This window comes from Klebsiella sp. (assembly GCF_027492335.1).
Lineage (GTDB): Bacteria > Pseudomonadota > Gammaproteobacteria > Enterobacterales > Enterobacteriaceae > Klebsiella > Klebsiella huaxiensis.
On sequence record NZ_JAPUEW010000037.1, the window covers coordinates 1 to 15,914 of the forward strand.

At 51.6% G+C, this 15,914-nt stretch carries 15 protein-coding genes; 4 read left to right on the top strand and 11 right to left on the bottom strand.

What is annotated here, in order from left to right; all coding sequences use genetic code 11:
* Positions 1–782 (bottom strand): LacI family DNA-binding transcriptional regulator (locus tag QVF11_RS10530; protein ID WP_287856795.1); only part of this gene is annotated, 782 nt, incomplete at its 3' end.
* Positions 783–1,156: 374 nt separating this feature from the next.
* On the opposite strand from QVF11_RS10530, the gene QVF11_RS10535 reads away from it, so the two are divergent.
* Positions 1,157–2,395, top strand: a complete 1,239-nt coding sequence (locus QVF11_RS10535; RefSeq protein ID WP_287856797.1) for a sensor domain-containing diguanylate cyclase — start codon at positions 1,157–1,159, stop codon at positions 2,393–2,395.
* A 69-nt stretch (positions 2,396–2,464) separates the two neighbouring features.
* Positions 2,465–3,595 (top strand): alpha/beta hydrolase, encoded by a 1,131-nt coding sequence (locus tag QVF11_RS10540; protein ID WP_287856799.1) that lies wholly within the window; start codon positions 2,465–2,467, stop codon positions 3,593–3,595.
* Positions 3,596–3,652: 57 nt separating this feature from the next.
* Here the strand turns inward: QVF11_RS10540 and ykgR are convergent, their stop codons facing one another.
* The 10 genes from ykgR to QVF11_RS10590 form a co-directional block, all read right to left on the bottom strand.
* On the bottom strand, positions 3,653–3,754 hold the full coding sequence (gene ykgR, locus QVF11_RS10545; protein ID WP_275944290.1) for a small membrane protein YkgR: 102 nt from the start codon (positions 3,752–3,754) through the stop codon (positions 3,653–3,655).
* Between the two features lie 102 nt (positions 3,755–3,856).
* Positions 3,857–4,489 carry an NrsF family protein gene (locus QVF11_RS10550; protein WP_287856803.1) on the bottom strand — a complete coding sequence of 211 codons (633 nt, stop codon included), beginning with the start codon at positions 4,487–4,489 and terminating at the stop codon, positions 3,857–3,859.
* Positions 4,476–5,033, bottom strand: a complete 558-nt coding sequence (locus QVF11_RS10555; protein WP_112214909.1) for a sigma-70 family RNA polymerase sigma factor — start codon at positions 5,031–5,033, stop codon at positions 4,476–4,478. Before QVF11_RS10555 ends, QVF11_RS10550 begins: the two co-directional genes overlap by 14 nt.
* 13 nt (positions 5,034–5,046) lie before the next feature.
* The gene (locus tag QVF11_RS10560; protein ID WP_287856805.1) at positions 5,047–6,282 is read right to left on the bottom strand and encodes a protein-disulfide reductase DsbD family protein; all 1,236 of its coding nucleotides are present in this window, start codon (positions 6,280–6,282) and stop codon (positions 5,047–5,049) included.
* A gap of 15 nt (positions 6,283–6,297) precedes the next feature.
* Complete coding sequence (locus QVF11_RS10565) at positions 6,298–6,864, bottom strand: peroxiredoxin (RefSeq protein ID WP_287856806.1); 567 nt, start codon at positions 6,862–6,864, stop codon at positions 6,298–6,300.
* Between the two features lie 98 nt (positions 6,865–6,962).
* Positions 6,963–7,580 carry a TetR/AcrR family transcriptional regulator gene (locus tag QVF11_RS10570; RefSeq protein WP_112214912.1) on the bottom strand — a complete coding sequence of 206 codons (618 nt, stop codon included), beginning with the start codon at positions 7,578–7,580 and terminating at the stop codon, positions 6,963–6,965.
* Between the two features lie 11 nt (positions 7,581–7,591).
* Complete coding sequence (locus tag QVF11_RS10575) at positions 7,592–10,699, bottom strand: multidrug efflux RND transporter permease subunit (RefSeq protein WP_287856807.1); 3,108 nt, start codon at positions 10,697–10,699, stop codon at positions 7,592–7,594.
* Between the two features lie 15 nt (positions 10,700–10,714).
* On the bottom strand, positions 10,715–11,152 hold the full coding sequence (locus QVF11_RS10580; RefSeq protein WP_287856808.1) for a hypothetical protein: 438 nt from the start codon (positions 11,150–11,152) through the stop codon (positions 10,715–10,717).
* Between the two features lie 124 nt (positions 11,153–11,276).
* Positions 11,277–11,729, bottom strand: a complete 453-nt coding sequence (locus tag QVF11_RS10585) for a nuclear transport factor 2 family protein (protein ID WP_112214914.1) — start codon at positions 11,727–11,729, stop codon at positions 11,277–11,279.
* A gap of 54 nt (positions 11,730–11,783) precedes the next feature.
* Positions 11,784–13,106 (bottom strand): glycoside hydrolase family 10 protein, encoded by a 1,323-nt coding sequence (locus QVF11_RS10590; RefSeq protein ID WP_376767879.1) that lies wholly within the window; start codon positions 13,104–13,106, stop codon positions 11,784–11,786.
* 271 nt (positions 13,107–13,377) lie between these two features.
* Between QVF11_RS10590 and QVF11_RS10595 the strand changes: the two genes are divergently transcribed.
* Entirely contained in the window at positions 13,378–14,898 is a 1,521-nt protein-coding gene (locus tag QVF11_RS10595) for a cyclic diguanylate phosphodiesterase (protein ID WP_287856809.1), read from the top strand.
* A gap of 132 nt (positions 14,899–15,030) precedes the next feature.
* Complete coding sequence (gene nqrE / locus QVF11_RS10600) at positions 15,031–15,642, top strand: NADH:ubiquinone reductase (Na(+)-transporting) subunit E (protein ID WP_227016006.1); 612 nt, start codon at positions 15,031–15,033, stop codon at positions 15,640–15,642.
* Positions 15,643–15,914: the final 272 nt, after the last annotated feature.

The window sequence follows — 15,914 nt, forward strand, 5'->3', positions numbered from 1 at the left end:
CCGCAGGGCGCGTAAATCGCCGTCAGTGAAGGGTATTGCTGCAACATTTTGTCCGTTACCTGATGGGCAATATCAGTCCTTTCATGGCAGCGTACCGGCTCCAGCACCCGATCGCCTTTACCGTGCTCGCGCAGGTAAGAGCGGAAGCTAATTTCGCAGCTTTCCTGACAGATAAACCGGTTATCGCCGACGATAATGCCGATTTCCCCTTCGCTGTGGCACAGTCGGTCAACCGCCCAGCCTGCAGTGCGGCCTGCTTTCTGATTATCGAGGCCGATGTAACCGCTGCGTTGTGCGATGGCCATGTCGGAGAGCAGAGTAAAGACGCGCACGCCTTTATCGGCGGCCTGGGCGACGGCGTGGCGGATAAGCGGGTTATCCAGTGCCACAACGCCAATGACATCAACTTCATCGCTCAGGCGAGCGATGCCAGCGACCATCTCGTCGATAGCATTAATATCATAATGCAGAAAAACGGGAGCCTGATTTGGGGCATGCCAGGGCATCGCCGCCAGCTCGAGTGCCTGCGCCAGCTGAGAATAAAAAGAATGCGATTGCTGAAGCAGGATAAATCCCATTCTGAGAGGAACTGCCGACTGACCGGCGGCCAGCCGATAGTGCGATTGCTCCAGCGCAAACCCTAAGCGGCGCGCGGATTCAAGCACTTTGCGTTCCGTACTTTCCTTGACCGGGGTACGCTTGTTAAGCACTCTGTCCACCGTCGCAATGCCGACTCGGGCATCTCTGGCAATGTCCGTCATAGTCACTTTCTTCGCAGACATAAATGTCACTCCTTATCCGTTAATGATAAAAATCTATCATTATTTGGAACGATAAAAAGAGAAGGGACTCTGGTTTCAGGAAAAGAGAGCTGACACGACGTTGCCTTAATGCATATTTAATCTTAAAAAGATACTACTAAATCCGTGTTTCTTGCTTATCTTCTTGAAATTAAGAAAAATCTCAATTTTGTTTCAAATGAAATGCCATCCTGCTATCGCAAACGGTCTTTTGTTTGGCAAAACGGACTATACTTGGCAATCTTCCGGCAATACGTTCAAAAATAAATTAATTATTGTTAATTTTACGCTCAATGCATTACCTGCTCATATGATGTGGTTGTTGAAGTGGAAGGTTTGGAAGGGCGGAGGTTTGTATGTTATTAAAAGAACTTATTATTTTCGACTTATTAAGTACCCCCGTTTGGGTCGTCCATCCTTTCAATGAAAATGTGATCTTTGCCAACCAGGCATCTAAAGCGCTGAGCGGTAATCTGACCCTTGAGCAAATGCGCAAGGGAACCTTCTCAACCTGCCCGGAAACCGCGCTACAGCACTATTTGCGCTACTTGCAGAATATTACGGAAGTCTATGAAATATGGACGATTGAAACCGCTGAGGGGCTGGCCTCTATCAGCTGTAAAACGACCTTGATTACCTCAGAAGAGCAGGGAGCCTTAATTCTCTTTGAGGCGGTAAAACTGCTACCACAGAATAGATCGGTTAATACAGCCTCTCGTTCTTATCAACGGCGCAATAATGGTTTCTTTGCCCGCTTTTTTATGACTAATTCGGCACCGATGCTATTAATCGACCCCAAGAAAGATGGACGAATTGTTGATGCTAATATTGCGGCGCTGCGTTTTTATAACTACTCCTCTGAAGAAATTCGGACCCGGCATACCTGGCAGATAAATACCCTCGGCCGCGATGTCCTGCCGATTATGCATAACGTGGTAAGTTTACCCGGAGGACATAAACCGCTTAATTTTACCCACATACTTTCCGATGGCGCGATACGGCATGTTCAGGTCTATGCCGGACCGGTGATTTTATACAACGTGCGCCTGATGCTGTGCATCATTCACGATATCACCGAAGAAGTTCATTTAAAGAAAGAACTGGAGTTCTCCGCCTCACACGACTCGCTCACTGGACTCCTTAATCGCCGCGAATTTTACCGCGTTGTGGAGTCGCCTTCGTTTAAACCAGAAGGATTTTGCCTGTTACTGGTGGATATTGACCATTTCAAGCTGATCAATGATGACCACGGGCACCAGAAGGGTGATGAAGTTCTGCTGGCGATTTCCGATCTCCTGGCCGCTGCCGGAGGCATCGACGATAAAATTTATCGTTGGGGCGGTGAGGAGTTTTTACTGTTCCTGCCAAATGCATCGCTGGAAACGGCGCTGGAGATGGCGGAGAAAATTCGCTATGCCGTCAGCGAACATCAGACGCCGGACCTGCTGGTACCTGTTACGGTCAGTATTGGCGTTGCGGAACATCAGCATGGCGAAGAGATAGACCAGTTGTTTAATCGTGTTGATAAAGCGTTATATGCGGCTAAAAAAGCGGGGCGTAACAAAGTTCAGCTACACCTGATTGAGAAGTGCTAGCTTCATTGACCTGATATTCAAGCGTAAGGGTCTACAATAAGTGCATCACAAAGACAGGAACAGGATGTCATGACTTATTCAATCACAAAGAAACTTCTTACTGCGACCTCAGCGCTACTGCTTCTTTCAATGAGCTCTCTACCGGTTATTGCGGATGTAATTTCTCCACTCAGTGAAGAGCACGGATTAAGCGAAGCCGCGAAACAGTATCTCCTGCATTATCCTTCCCACAGCGGCGTTGATGGCAAAACCGTGCGCGAAGATACCGCCGCCGTATTTATTCCTTTCGGCACAACCCCGGAAGGCGGATGGCCAGTGGTTGTCTGGGCCCACGGCACCGTTGGCGTTGCTAATCACTGTGCGCCTTCGTTAAACCCGCGTAGCGATCGCGATAAGCAGTATTTGAATACGTGGCTGTCGTTAGGCTATGCGGTGGTTGCCCCGGATTATGCCGGACTGGGTTCTTCGGGTTTACACCATTATCTTAATGCTCGTGGTGAAGCGTGGAGTGTACTGGATGGAGTTCGCGCGGCGCTGAAACAATTTCCGCTTAAGAATGAGCTTATTCTGGTAGGGCAGTCCCAGGGGGCGCATGCGGCATTCGCCAGTGCGGGATATCAGCCTGAATATGCGCCAGAGCTAAATATTCGCGCAACGGTGTTGACCGGTACGCCTTATTTTGAAAAAGGGACCACCGCTGCTGACATCCTTCCGCCTGCGGGTGGCAAAGTCCAGACCGGTGGCGATCCGAAAATTCCCTATATCTTCTATATCTATCTTTCAGCCGCCGATGCTAATCCGCAGCTAAATCCCGCCGACTATTTTCAGGCGAAAGCGCTGCCGCTGCTTAAAGAGGCGACCAACCTGTGTATTACGCCATTAAACGATGAAGTGATGAAGGCGGGGCTTAATGCCGGCAATTCTCTCAAGCCGGGTATCGATTCGCTGCTCAGCGCCAGCGTAGGCACGATGCTCTATCCAACATTGAAAATCGATCATCCGGTATTTATTGGCATGGGTAGCGTTGATGTGAATGTGCCAACGGCAATGCAAAAACGTTTTGCTGATGCGGTGATAAGCGCGGGAACGCAAGCGAACGTGCATATCTACGAAGGACTGGATCATAGCGGTACGGTAAACCCGTCATTGCGCGATTCGGTGCCGTTTTTGATTAAGACGTTAAATAACCAGCAGCAGTAGGCATCATTCTGTGAGCCGCCCGAACAGATGGGCGGTTCAACACAGGTATAACGTAGATTACCAGTACTTAGGAATTAAGTAGCCATACATCACGACCGCGACAACAATCATCACCGTAATAATCGCCCAGTCTGCTTTTAGTGATTTTACTGCGTTCATAAGCTTCTCTCTTCAATGAAATAACTTTTCCAGGTTACCCCCCTGGCCAATGCTGAAGAGTGATGAAGATCACATAGTGAAATTTGTCGCACAAATCAATAATCATTCGCCAACGCTCACCCAACGTCTACCGACCAGAATCGTCAGCGCCATAATTGCGACTATGGCGGCCAGGTGCATCACGAAATCCAGGGCGTGCAGATGTACCGGGTGACAAAAGGCCAGCAAGCTCACCGCCAGGCTGGCGATCCCCAATCCCGCCATCGCCAGGCTGCGTACCGGGTTGAGCGCGCGGGTGCGCCGCAGGCTGGCAATCATCAGTACTATCATCGGCGAACTTACTGCCAGCAAAAAGGTAAAGCAGCTAATGCTGTCGTTATCGTGCATCACTGGCGTGTCACCGGGAATACTGCGCAGGCTTAACCCGAGCCACATCAACCCGATGGGCAGCAATGCTTTCCAACTTAGCGCCTGCCGCCCGGCAATACTCATAGTGAAAGCGCTGCGGATGGCCAGCGTCCCGAGCAAAAAGGCCAACAGTAACTGCGCGACAGCCCATATGGCCCCCGGCTGTGACCAATCGGTTAACCCTCGCGGTAGCAAGTAACTTACAGCGATAGCGCAGGGCAGCGCCACCGCCAGCCAGCCGAAGACCCGTAGGTCTGTTGGCCACGGACGCTTTATCGGCTGCATCTCGCGGCTGAGTTCTTCAATCAACACATTATGGTCGGTCATGATGGGCTCCAAAACGGCGCAGATTTTTCAGCGCCCGATGCAGTAGCGACTTCACCGCCGCAACGCTTAGATTGTTATGCTCGGCGGCTTCCGTCAGGCTCATTTCTCGCAGATGCACGTGTTCGACGATTTCACGCTGGCGATCGGGTAGCTGGCGTAAATAATCCGCCAGCTCCTCCTGGGTATCCTGATTTTGCCTTGGCGGCGTGGAGGGAACGTCCGGCAGAGTCTCTTCGTTAATTTCCCAGTGCTGATGACGACCGCGCCGCCGTAGCGCATCAATCACGCGCGCTGAGATAATCGCCTTCAGCCAGGGCAGAAAAGGAAATGCCGGATCATAGGTATGGCGAACCCGATGTACCGTCAGCAGGACATCCTGAATCACATCCTCGACTAGCGTATCGTCGCTGATTTGTTTACGTATCTGCGAACGGATCACCGGCACCAGCGCTTTTAACAGCCGGGTGTAGGCGAGCCTGTCGCCCGCCTGCGCCCGTTCCATTAGCGCGGGCCAGCTTTCACGCGCGCTATCGTTTGTTTGCATAATCCGCCTTGTGCTATGACGCTTTTTTACCGGCAGCCTGATTAAGCGCGTTGACCACAATGCCGGGGGTAAGAACCTGCGGCAGCACCTTCGGCGGGCTACCGTCGGCCGGATAAACCACGTATAACGGCAGGCCGCCCTGGCCGAACTGGTTGAGCGCGTCATCGACATCGGGGTTAAATTTTGTGGAGTCAGCCACCATATACAGGGTCCCGGTTTTTGCCAGCGCCTCTTTAACTGCCTGGGTGGAGAGCGACGTTTTTTCATTGACCTGACAGGTGATACACCAGGAGGCGGTAAAGTTAACGAAAATGGGTTTTCCCTGTCCTCGCTGTTGCGCGACGGTTTGCGGCGTCCACTTCTGCGCGGTCGCGTCGGCAGTTTGAGCCTCGGCGGGCGGCGTGCCTTCGGCTTTCATGACCCCCGGAAGCGGGACAATAACCGCCGCCACCAGAATCGCGGTGACCGTAAACAGTACCTTGTGACCTTTGCCGTGAAAACGACGCTGCTGGGCGATGCCGTACAGCCACGCGGCAAAACTTAGCACGACGGAGGCAGCAAGTAATGCCGCCAGCGCGCTGCTTCCGGCCTGCTGTGCTAGCACCCAGACCAGCCAGGCGTAAGCGCCGAACATCGGAAACGCCAGCACGCGCTTAAGAATATCCATCCAGACGCCGGGACGCGGCAACACTTTTGCCAGCGTCGGGAACAGCGAGATGAGAGTAAACGGTGCCGCGAAACCCAGCGCCAGGGCTAGAAAGACCATCAGCGCCACCGCAGGCGGCTGCACTAAAGCGTAGCCAATGGCGCTGGCCATAAAAGGGGCGGCGCAGGGCGTTGCGACGACTATAGCCAATGCGCCAGTCAGCGCGGAACGCATAAATTCGCCTCGGTTAATATTCAGCGCCCCGACGCGCTGTGCGGCCAGGCCCACTTCAAATACGCCAAGTAAATTGAGCGCAGCGGCCAGAATAATCAACGACAGTAGGGCGATAACCAGCGGTGATTGCAGCTGAAAACCCCAGCCAACCGCAGTACCACCGGCTCGCACCGCCAGCAGAATGCCTGCCAGCGCCATCATGGTTATCACCACTCCGAGCAAAAATGCGAGTCCCTCGCGCCGTGCGCTGGCGGCATTATCTGAGTGACGCAGCAAACCCAGCGCTTTCAGCGAGACGACCGGAAATACGCAGGGCATAAAGTTGAGGATGATGCCGCCAATAAAGGCGGCCAGCATGGCAGTTAACATCGCTGGCCTCTGTGCTTAGTGGGTTTTCGGGTGAGATGCGTCGTACTGCTTAACGGCAGCTAGGGTTTTCTCAATATGCGTTTCCGGATTTCTATCAGTGTAACTCAGTAAGATGTTGCCATCTGGCGCAATCACGTAAGAGGTACGGTCGGAAAGCGTTTTGCCTTTCATCTCCATCAGCGTTTGATACTGCGCCGCGACCTTGGCACCTGGGTCGGCTGCCACGGTGAATTTATCCCGACACTCTAGTTTGGAGAAATCGCTCACCTGATCGGTGTTGCCTGCGGTAACACCAACGACCGTCGCGCCCATTTTGTTGAAATCATCGGTGGCTTCAGCAAAATCATGCGCTTCGATGGTACAGCCTGCGCTAAAGGCCGCCGGGAAAAAGTAGAGCACCACGGGTCCTTTTTGCAACGCGTCTTTAAGTGAGAATGTCAGCGATTTACCGGCCAGCGCACCCTGCAGCTCGAAGTCAGGGGCTTTAGCTCCTACTGGCAGCGCCGCGCTGGCGCTGAATGCAGGTAACGTGATGACGGCGGCGAGGGTCAGGGTAGACACGAGGGTTTTTATTGATTTCATTATCAGCTCCTGCGATGGATGGACAATCTGGGTTTAGGTCAACTCAGTTATTCAATTCGCAGGAGCAGGCAGAAAAGTTGCGCTTAGATAAAAAAAATTTACGGTTTGTATTTCCAGGCCGAGAGAAAGACGCTAATTGCACACTCCGCAAGCTGGTCCAGCTTCTCTGACTCCACCGCTTTTTGCGCAATTAACGCTCCCGGGAGCAGATAGCCCATAATTGCGCCGAGAAACGCGGTAGCCTGGAGGTTCGGGTCGCTCATATTCAGCAGTCCCTGGTCGCGTTTTTGCGTCAGTATTTCGCTTAACGCCTGTAATACGCGACCTGAAGGTCTTTGTTCGAGAGTGAGGTACAGCTCAGGTTTCTGCACCAGCACCTGGATCAGTAACCGCTGAAAATGGATATTTTCCGGCGTATAAAAGTGTTGCTGTACGACTTTCGCGAAACCGCGCAGCAGCGCCGGGAGATCCTGCTGGCTTTCCTGTAAGAGCTGGCGCAAAGGCGGCTGCATTTTATCATTGAGAAACTCAAAAGTTTCCAGCAGCAGCGCGTCTTTTCCGCCGGGGAAATGGCTGTACAGCGTCGGTCGCGAAGTTCCCGCTTCGGCGGCGATAGTGTCCAGAGATACATCAAGCCCATGCTGAAGAAACAGTTCGCGGGCAGTTTGTAAAATGCGGGGGCGGGCTTTCATTGGCCGCCCGCGTTGATTCGCCATCGATTCAATCCTTACGGTTTGCGTCTTTTCAGTTGCACGATCCCTTGCTGAACCAGCAAGAAAAATAGTGGGACGAAAAGCAACGTCAGCAGGGTCCCGGTGAGCATACCGCCGATCACCGCAGTCCCTATCTCTTTTTGGCTGGAAGCGCCTGCACCGGTAGAGAGTACCAGAGGGATAACGCCGACAACAAATGCGAGTGAAGTCATGACGATAGGGCGCAATCGCAATCGCGCGCCTTCCAGGGCCGCTTCAGCCAGTGTTTTTCCTTTTCGGAACTGCGTCAGGGCGAACTCTACGATAAGGATCGCATTTTTGGCCGAAAGACCCATGGTGGTCAGCATGCCGACCTGAAAGTAGATGTCGTTTTCGAACCCGAGCAGCCCTGATGCGCCAACGGCCCCCAAAATACCAAGAGGGATGACCAGCATCACAGCGATCGGGATAGACCAGCTTTCATACAGCGCAGCCAGGCATAAAAACACGAATGCCAGCGACGCCAGATACACCCATAGCGTTTGCGTGGATGATGCCTGTTCCTGAAAGGAGAGGCCGCTCCATTGTATGTCGAAGCCGTCAAGAGCATTCGCCAGTTCGCTTATCTCCGTCATTGCCTTGCCAGAACTGAAGCCTGGGGCCGCGCCGCCCTGAAACTGAACGGCGGATAAACCGTTAAAACGCTGCAACATCTGCGGCCCGGTGGTCCAACGCGATGAGGCGAAACTGTTGAAAGAGGCCATATTGCCGCTGCTACCGCGCACAAACCAGGCGGATAAGTGTTCTGGCTCTGAACGCCACTGCGCATCACCCTGCATATAGACACGTTTAACGCGCCCGCGATCGATAAAGTCATTGATGTAAACCCCGCCCCAGGCCGTGGAGAGCGTACTGTTGATATCGACCTGATCCAGACTTTGCGCCAGCGCTTTTTGTCGATCGACATCCACCTGTAGCTGGGCTTTTTCTTCGAGACTGTTGATTCGCACGGCGTTCAGATTAGGATTTTCTCTGGCCGCGTTAAGCAGAGCAGTTTGCGCTTCGGTAAGGGCGCGATAGCCATTTCCCGCGCTATCCTGCAACCACAGTTCAAAACCGCTGGATTGCCCAAGGCCGCGAACCGTAGGCGGAGATGTAATGCTGATGGTAGCAATCCGGGACGTTTGATTAAAGTGCTGGTTTGCCCGCGAGATAATGGCCTGCGCGCTATTGAACGCGCCGGAACGGTCATCCCAGTGTTTTAATTCGGCAAAAGCCATCCCCACATTTTGCCCGCTGCCGGCGTTATTTCTCCCGGTCACCATAAAGATAACATTCAGGTTGTTTGCCTCCTCGGTCATAAAATAGCGTGTAATCTCAGCACCCACCTCTTCGGTCATCGACATCGGCGAGCCGGAAGGGAGGGTAAACTGAACCATCACCGCGCCCTGATCTTCCTCGGGGAGAAACCCTGTCGCGAGCTTCTGATATTGCCAGAGCATCAATAGCGACAGCATCAAAGCCAGCAGCGCAAAACGAAAAGGGCGACCGGCTATTCGCCGAAGCACCGCAAGGTAGCGGTTCTGGCTTATTTCAACGCCACGATTGAAACAGGTGAAAAAAATCCCTTTTTTAACGTGGCCGGGCTTTAGCAGATGGGCACACAACGTTGTCGTCAGGGTCAGGGCGACCAGCGCAGAGAGTACCATTGCGGAGACTATGGTCACGGTGAACTGGCGATAAATAATCCCCACCGATCCGCCAAAGAATGCCATCGGAATAAAAACGGCGGAGAGAACTAACGCGATACCGATGATCGCGCCAGTTATTTCCTGCATGGAGCGCAGAGTCGCCTCCAGTGGCGTGAGTTCTTCCTCCGCCATCAAGCGCTCCACGTTTTCCACTACTACGATCGCATCATCAACCAGCAAGCCGATCGCCAGAACCATTGCAAACAGCGTCAGGGTGTTGATGTTGTAGCCCAACAGGCTAAGAATGCCGAAGATCCCCAGCAGGACAACCGGAACCGTGAGCGTTGGGATCAGCGTCGCCCGCCAACTCTGGAGAAAGAGATACATCACGGCCACCACAAAAAGAATCGCTTCAATCAGCATATGCACCACGCTTTCGATCGAGACTGTCACAAACGGAGTGCTGTCTCGCGGGTAAGCGGCGATAACGCCTTGCGGGAAGCGCGGCGTTAAACGCTCTACCTCTGCCCGGACTTTCTCCGCTGTTTCCAGCGCGTTGGCCCCGGAGGCTAGTTGAATCGAGATCCCGGCGGCAGGAAAACCGTTGAGCGTCGTTTGGTTCTGATAGTTTTCAGCGCCAATCTCAACGCGCGCAACGTTGCGCAAATAAACCACGGAGCCGTCGCTGTTGGTGCGCAGAATGATGTTTTCAAATTGTTGTGGACGCTCAAGGAGTGATTGGGTCGTTACCGTCGCATTCAGATACTGCCCATTTAGCGTCGGAAGTGAACCGATTTCCCCGCTGGTAACCTGGGTATTCTGCGCTTCAACGGCGGCCTGTACATCGGAAGGCATCAGGTTATAACTGGTGAGTTGCAGCGGATTTAACCAGATGCGCATGGCATACTGCGCGCCAAAAACGGTCGTCTCTCCGACGCCATCAACCCGGCTAAGTGGCTCCTGAAGAGTGCTGATAAGAAAGTCGCTGATATCAATACTGGTTAACTGATGACTTTCATCATACAGCGCGACCACCATCAGGCTGTCACCCTGCGATTTTGTCACCGTGATCCCTTGCTGTTGAACCTCCTGCGGTAAACGAGTCATCGCCTGATTGACGGCATTCTGCACCTGGACCTGCGCCATATCGGGATTGATATGTTGATCAAAACTGAGACTGATCCGCGACTGTCCGGCTGAGCTGCTGCTGGAGGAGAAGTAAAGCAGGCCATCAATGCCTTTAATCTGTTGTTCAAGAACTTGCGTGACGCTGTCCTCGACGGTTTCAGCGGAGGCTCCAGGATAGTTTGCCGTGACATTGACGCCCGGCGGGGCGATATCCGGGTATTGTTCGACGGGAAGCGTTAATAACGCAAGGGTTCCGGCGGCCATAATACAAATGGCGATGACGGCGGCGAAAACGGGTCGGAAGATAAAAAAGCGGGCCAGCATCGCGATCACCTCGGATCAGTTAATGGGTTCTTGCAGGGCGAAAATAGGCGGCGGTTCAATAAGGCTGGAGTCGGGGCGTTGCCCTTGAATAGGCGAAGAGGGGGCCGCCGGGCAGTTCAGCACATCGCAGGCTTTGGCAACGAGATATCGATGGATTTCAATGCATGACTTCGTGCGCTGATATTCACTCCAGAGATAGTCGTAGGTCTGGATGCTGAAAATATTCTGTTGTAACAGAACGCGCAGATCGTGTTGCCGTTTCTGCACATATTCATAGATGAAGAGAGTGCGGCAAAGTTTAGCCTGTGCCGGATCCTGTATGGGTGAGCACGCCTCAAATAGATGCGCCTCGCTGGGAACGGGTTTCGGCAACGAGGCGCTTAACAAACATGGAAAAAGTGATAATCCAATGAAAAAAAACAGCTTTGCCCATTTTTTGCCGCTGAACATCATTTTCTCCCCATCAATTTATTTACTTTACAGTAAAGTAAATAAATTGTTTAAACAAGTCCTCAATACGATCAAAAGGCCAGGGGAAGAGAGAAGTCCAACGAGAGGTGCTCCGCTGGCTGGTGGGTCAAAACATGCTATTGCCGCTGGCGGTCTTTTCAGGAACGGTTTGGGTGACATCCCAGTGTTCGATGATTTTATGCTGCTCGTCGACGCGGAAAATATCGATGATTGCACGCGTGACGCCCGGCTCGCGCCCGGTGACCTCGACATGCAGGATCACGTGATCCCCGTCGACAAACGCCTGCTTAATTTCGCTGTGCGAGTCGGGATATTTGTTCTTCAGGAAAGCGATAAACTGCTGAAAACCCTCTTCGCCATCTTTTGCCATCGGGTTGTGTTGAATGTAACGATCGCCGAGGTAGGGCTTCGCGGCAGCAAAATCCTTGTCGTTTAACGCTTTATTATAAAACTCAATAACGTTCTTTTTGTTTAACTGTTCACTTTCGCTATTGCCCGCAAAAGCCGCGGGCAATAGCGCGCAAAACAGAGACAGAGCAATGAGCGATTTCTTAAGCATAAAACCTCCAGCGATGGTTGTGGTATCAGACATATAGCCTGTCAGGTGAAGCAATCAGCCGCCCCAACGGCTTTTCAGGTAGTTAACGGCCTGCTGGGTTTGTGGTTGATTCAGATAGTTCTCTCTGAACAAAATCGTGCCCTGAATTTGCGGCATTGATTCATTCAGATCAAGCTGCTTTTTCAGTTCAGGCACGCCGCCGCTGACCATCCAGTCGGGCTCGTTTTTTGATGGTTCGCCTACTTTGTAGAGCGCTACGCCGATGTAGAGACGGGTATTGGTGGGCTTCACCACGTCAGCCCACCACTTTGCCAGCACATCATAGCGAGCCGCGTCGCGAGCGAAGGGCCAGTAAATTTGCGGGGCGATATAATCCAGCCAACCCTTCTGAACCCACAGACGGGTATCGGCATAAGACTCATCGTAGGCCGCAGCGCCTCGGGTGTTGGAACCCGCTGGGTCATGCGACAGATTGCGCCAGACGCCCGCCGGACTGACGCCGAATTCCACGTCGGGATTAAGCTGTTTGATGGTGCGGGAGACCTGTTCAATCAGCAGTTGGGTATTGTGCCGCCGCCAGTCTGCCTTCGAGGCAAAACCCTGGCCATACTGCTGGAATGTCCGGTTGTCGTTAAGCGCCGATCCCGGCGATTCAGTGTAGAAATAATCATCGAACTGTACGCCGTCAACCGGATAGCGTTCAACGACTTCAGCCACAATACTGGTTATCCAGTCACGCACTTGCGGAATGCCCGGGTCAAGGACAAAGCGGTCTCCGGAGGTGCGGATCCATTCCGGGTGCAGGACATATACGCTGGCGGGAACCTGCGAAAGCGTGCTGTTAAGCTCGGTCACGGTTTTAGGACGGGTATTGACGGAGACACGATAAGGGTTAAACCACGCATGAACGCGCATTCCGCGCTTATGCGCTTCATCAAGCATAAACTTCAGCGGATCGTAACCAGGATCCTGGCCAATTTTCCCGGTCAGCATGTCGGACCACGGCAAAATCTTTGATGGCCAGAGCGCGGTACCGTCCGGTTTCACCTGGAAGAACACGGTATTGATCCCGAGATTTTTCAGATTATCCAGCTTGGCGATCAGCGCTTCCTGCTGCAAGCGAATGCGGCGACTGGCGTCGATGCCACTGTTAACGGATTCCAGCGGCGGCCAATCGAGGCGTGATACGGTCGTTAACCAGACGCCGCGCACTGGCTCATGGCTTTTGGGCAACGTTGGCTGCTTCGCTACGGGCGGTATTGGGGTGACCAGAGAAACAGGTGGCTTACTGGTACAGTGAGCCAGTAACAGAGCGGCGGCTATCACTACGCCGGATATTTTCAATTTAGTCAAAAGAGAGCTACGAGAGCGGATCATCATATTTGCCAGCTTTCTGGTCGTCGTGCAAAAGAATCATTTTCGTATTATTCGACATTAAGTCAATAGTTTAGCTGCACGTGTCGCCGCGTAGACGCGTGGGCCGTAGAACGATATATTTTGCCTCGCATCACGCAACTGTTTGCCATGATATATCATTGATATGCATTAAAACTTGATTGGTTCAGGGCAAGTTTAAACAAGGTTTGTTAAAATTTGACCAAACAATTGACCATCGGTCTTTCATGGTGAGTCGAACTGGGTTAACACAATGAAATATTCATCTTTACGCCGCCATCTGTGGATATTCTTATTTCTGATTACGGTACTGAGTCTGGGTACGGGACTTTGCTACTGGCAAATGCAAAAAAAAGTCGATAAGGATATCCATTCGCGGCTTCAGCAGGCGATAGCCAGTCTCGATGTCACGGTTTCACATGCGGAACAGGCCGCTAATATGGCCGAACCTTTCATGGGGAAAAACTGTGATGAGAATGTCCTGACAGAGTTGCGCACCCTGGTTGCCACCATTCCTGATGTGCGGACAGTGAATTTAGGTAAGAATAATGAAATTTACTGCACCTCGGTATTTGGGGGGCGGAAGTTTCAATTCGATCGGACTCAATATACGCAAGGTGCTCTGCAATTATTCAGCGGCAATGAAATCACGCCGATGCATCCATTGATGGTGTATAGCGAACAGGATGATAAAGGGAATACTGTTCTTGTAGGTGTTGATGGTTATTATTTATACAATATTCTGACCGTTCTTGATGGCGAAGCGCATTTGTATCTAAAGGTCGGCGATCGGGTGATGACGCGTAAAGGGGAAGTCATCGCCACGCCAGATATCAAAGTTCCTGTTAGCTTAAAGTCAGAACAGTTTAACTTCTCGGTCATTGCCGATCGTGCCTGGGCATCCGGAGTGAGGGCGTTTATTCGCTATGAGCAACATACGTTGATCGCGATTATCCTGGCCTCCTTGTTGCTCACATTTTTATTCAGGAATTATCTGCGCTATCGCAATACGATTGAGTATCAGCTCAGACAAGCGATCGAACTTAAACAGCTCAAACCGTATATTCAGCCCATCGTCAGCGATGAGACGGGAAGGGTGGTTGGCGGGGAAGTGCTGGTGCGTTGGGAGCACCCAAAATTAGGGTTTATTACGCCGGATAAGTTTATTTCTGTCGCAGAGCAGACCGGATTGATCAAAGAGATCACGGCGATTTGTTTCGCTGAGGTCATTCGCCAGTTTCGCCGCCAGCAGTCAGTGATCCCAAAAGGGCTGTTTATCTGTTTTAACACCAGCTCGGTAAACTTCCAGGACGACGAGATTGTTGCGCTATGTCAGATGTTTATTCAGCAACTGAAAGACTTACAGGCACGCCTTGTGCTGGAAATTACTGAGCGGGAATCGATTGAAAATACCTTGCAAACGTCGGCAGTGACGGAGCGGCTCAGAAAAATGGGCGTACAGTTTTCGCTGGATGATTTCGGTACCGGGCACGCTAACTACAATTACATTCAGCAGTTTAACCCTGAAATTATCAAAATTGATAAGGTGTTTACTTTTAACATTGTGACCAATAATGCCTCTGCGCTGGTGGTCAAGAATATGGTCAATCTGGCGAAGAAATTTAATTGCCAGGTCATTGCGGAAGGTGTTGAGGATAAGGGCCAGCTTGGGGTGCTTAAGGATATGGGGATCGCTATCTATCAGGGATACTACTTCTCGAAACCAGTACCGGTTAATGAGTACATTCAGATGCTTGCACGCTCGTTTCGCTAAGCAAAAAAGAGAATGAGTGACTTCTGTCCTACCAAAACACAGGAAATTAAAAGGTGATCAACTCGGCAAAGCCGAGCTTTAATTTCCTGTTTGGGCTGAAAATTTGGCACTATTGAGAAACAACTCAACAACATGGAGGTTGTCTTGTTCGAAACTCACCTGAATATTTTTATCCGCGCGGTGTTCGTCGAAAATATGGCGCTCAACTTTTTCCTTGGTATGTGTACCTTTCTGGCTATTTCGAAAAAAATTGATGTCGCTTTTCGTCTCGGATTGACGGTGACGGCCTTGCTGGCGATAGCAACGCCCATTAACAACCTCATTTACAATTACCTTTTAAAAGAGAATGCCCTGATCGAAGGAGTTGACCTGAGCTTTCTCGATTTCATCACTTTTATCGGCGTTCTTGCGGCGCTGGTGCAGATCCTCGAGATGGTTATCGATAAATACTTCCACGCGTTAAACCATGCTTTAGGGCCATTTTTGCCGTTATTAACCATTCACTGCGCTATTTTTGGCGCGACGATTTTTATGGTCCAGCGTGAGTACACTTTCCTTGAGTCGCTGACCTACGGCACCGGATGCGGTATTGGCTGGATGCTGGCGATTGTAGCGCTGGCCGGGATCCGCGAAAAACTTAAGTACGCGAATATGCCTAAAGCATTGCGCGGGTTAGGCAGCGTATTTATTACCGCCGGGTTAATGTCGCTAGGTTTTATGTCGTTTTCCGGTATCTCGTTGTAGGCTACATCTGGTGCGGGGAGCGGGGCGCTCCCCATAAAATCGGCCGCTTCTTTTGGCAGTAAGGGTTAAGAATCCAGTGCCTTCGGCCGCTTGAACTTACAATCAGGGTAAGTGAAGTAAAAGGGAGGTATCTCAAAATTCACAACATGCTGATTTCTGTGGCTGCTACAGTGAACCATGAAGGTGATTTAACATAATATACATTATGCGCACTGTGATTGTAATGGCTCAATAGTAATGTCCGCCTGTGGCTCAATTCAGATGTCCGCGCT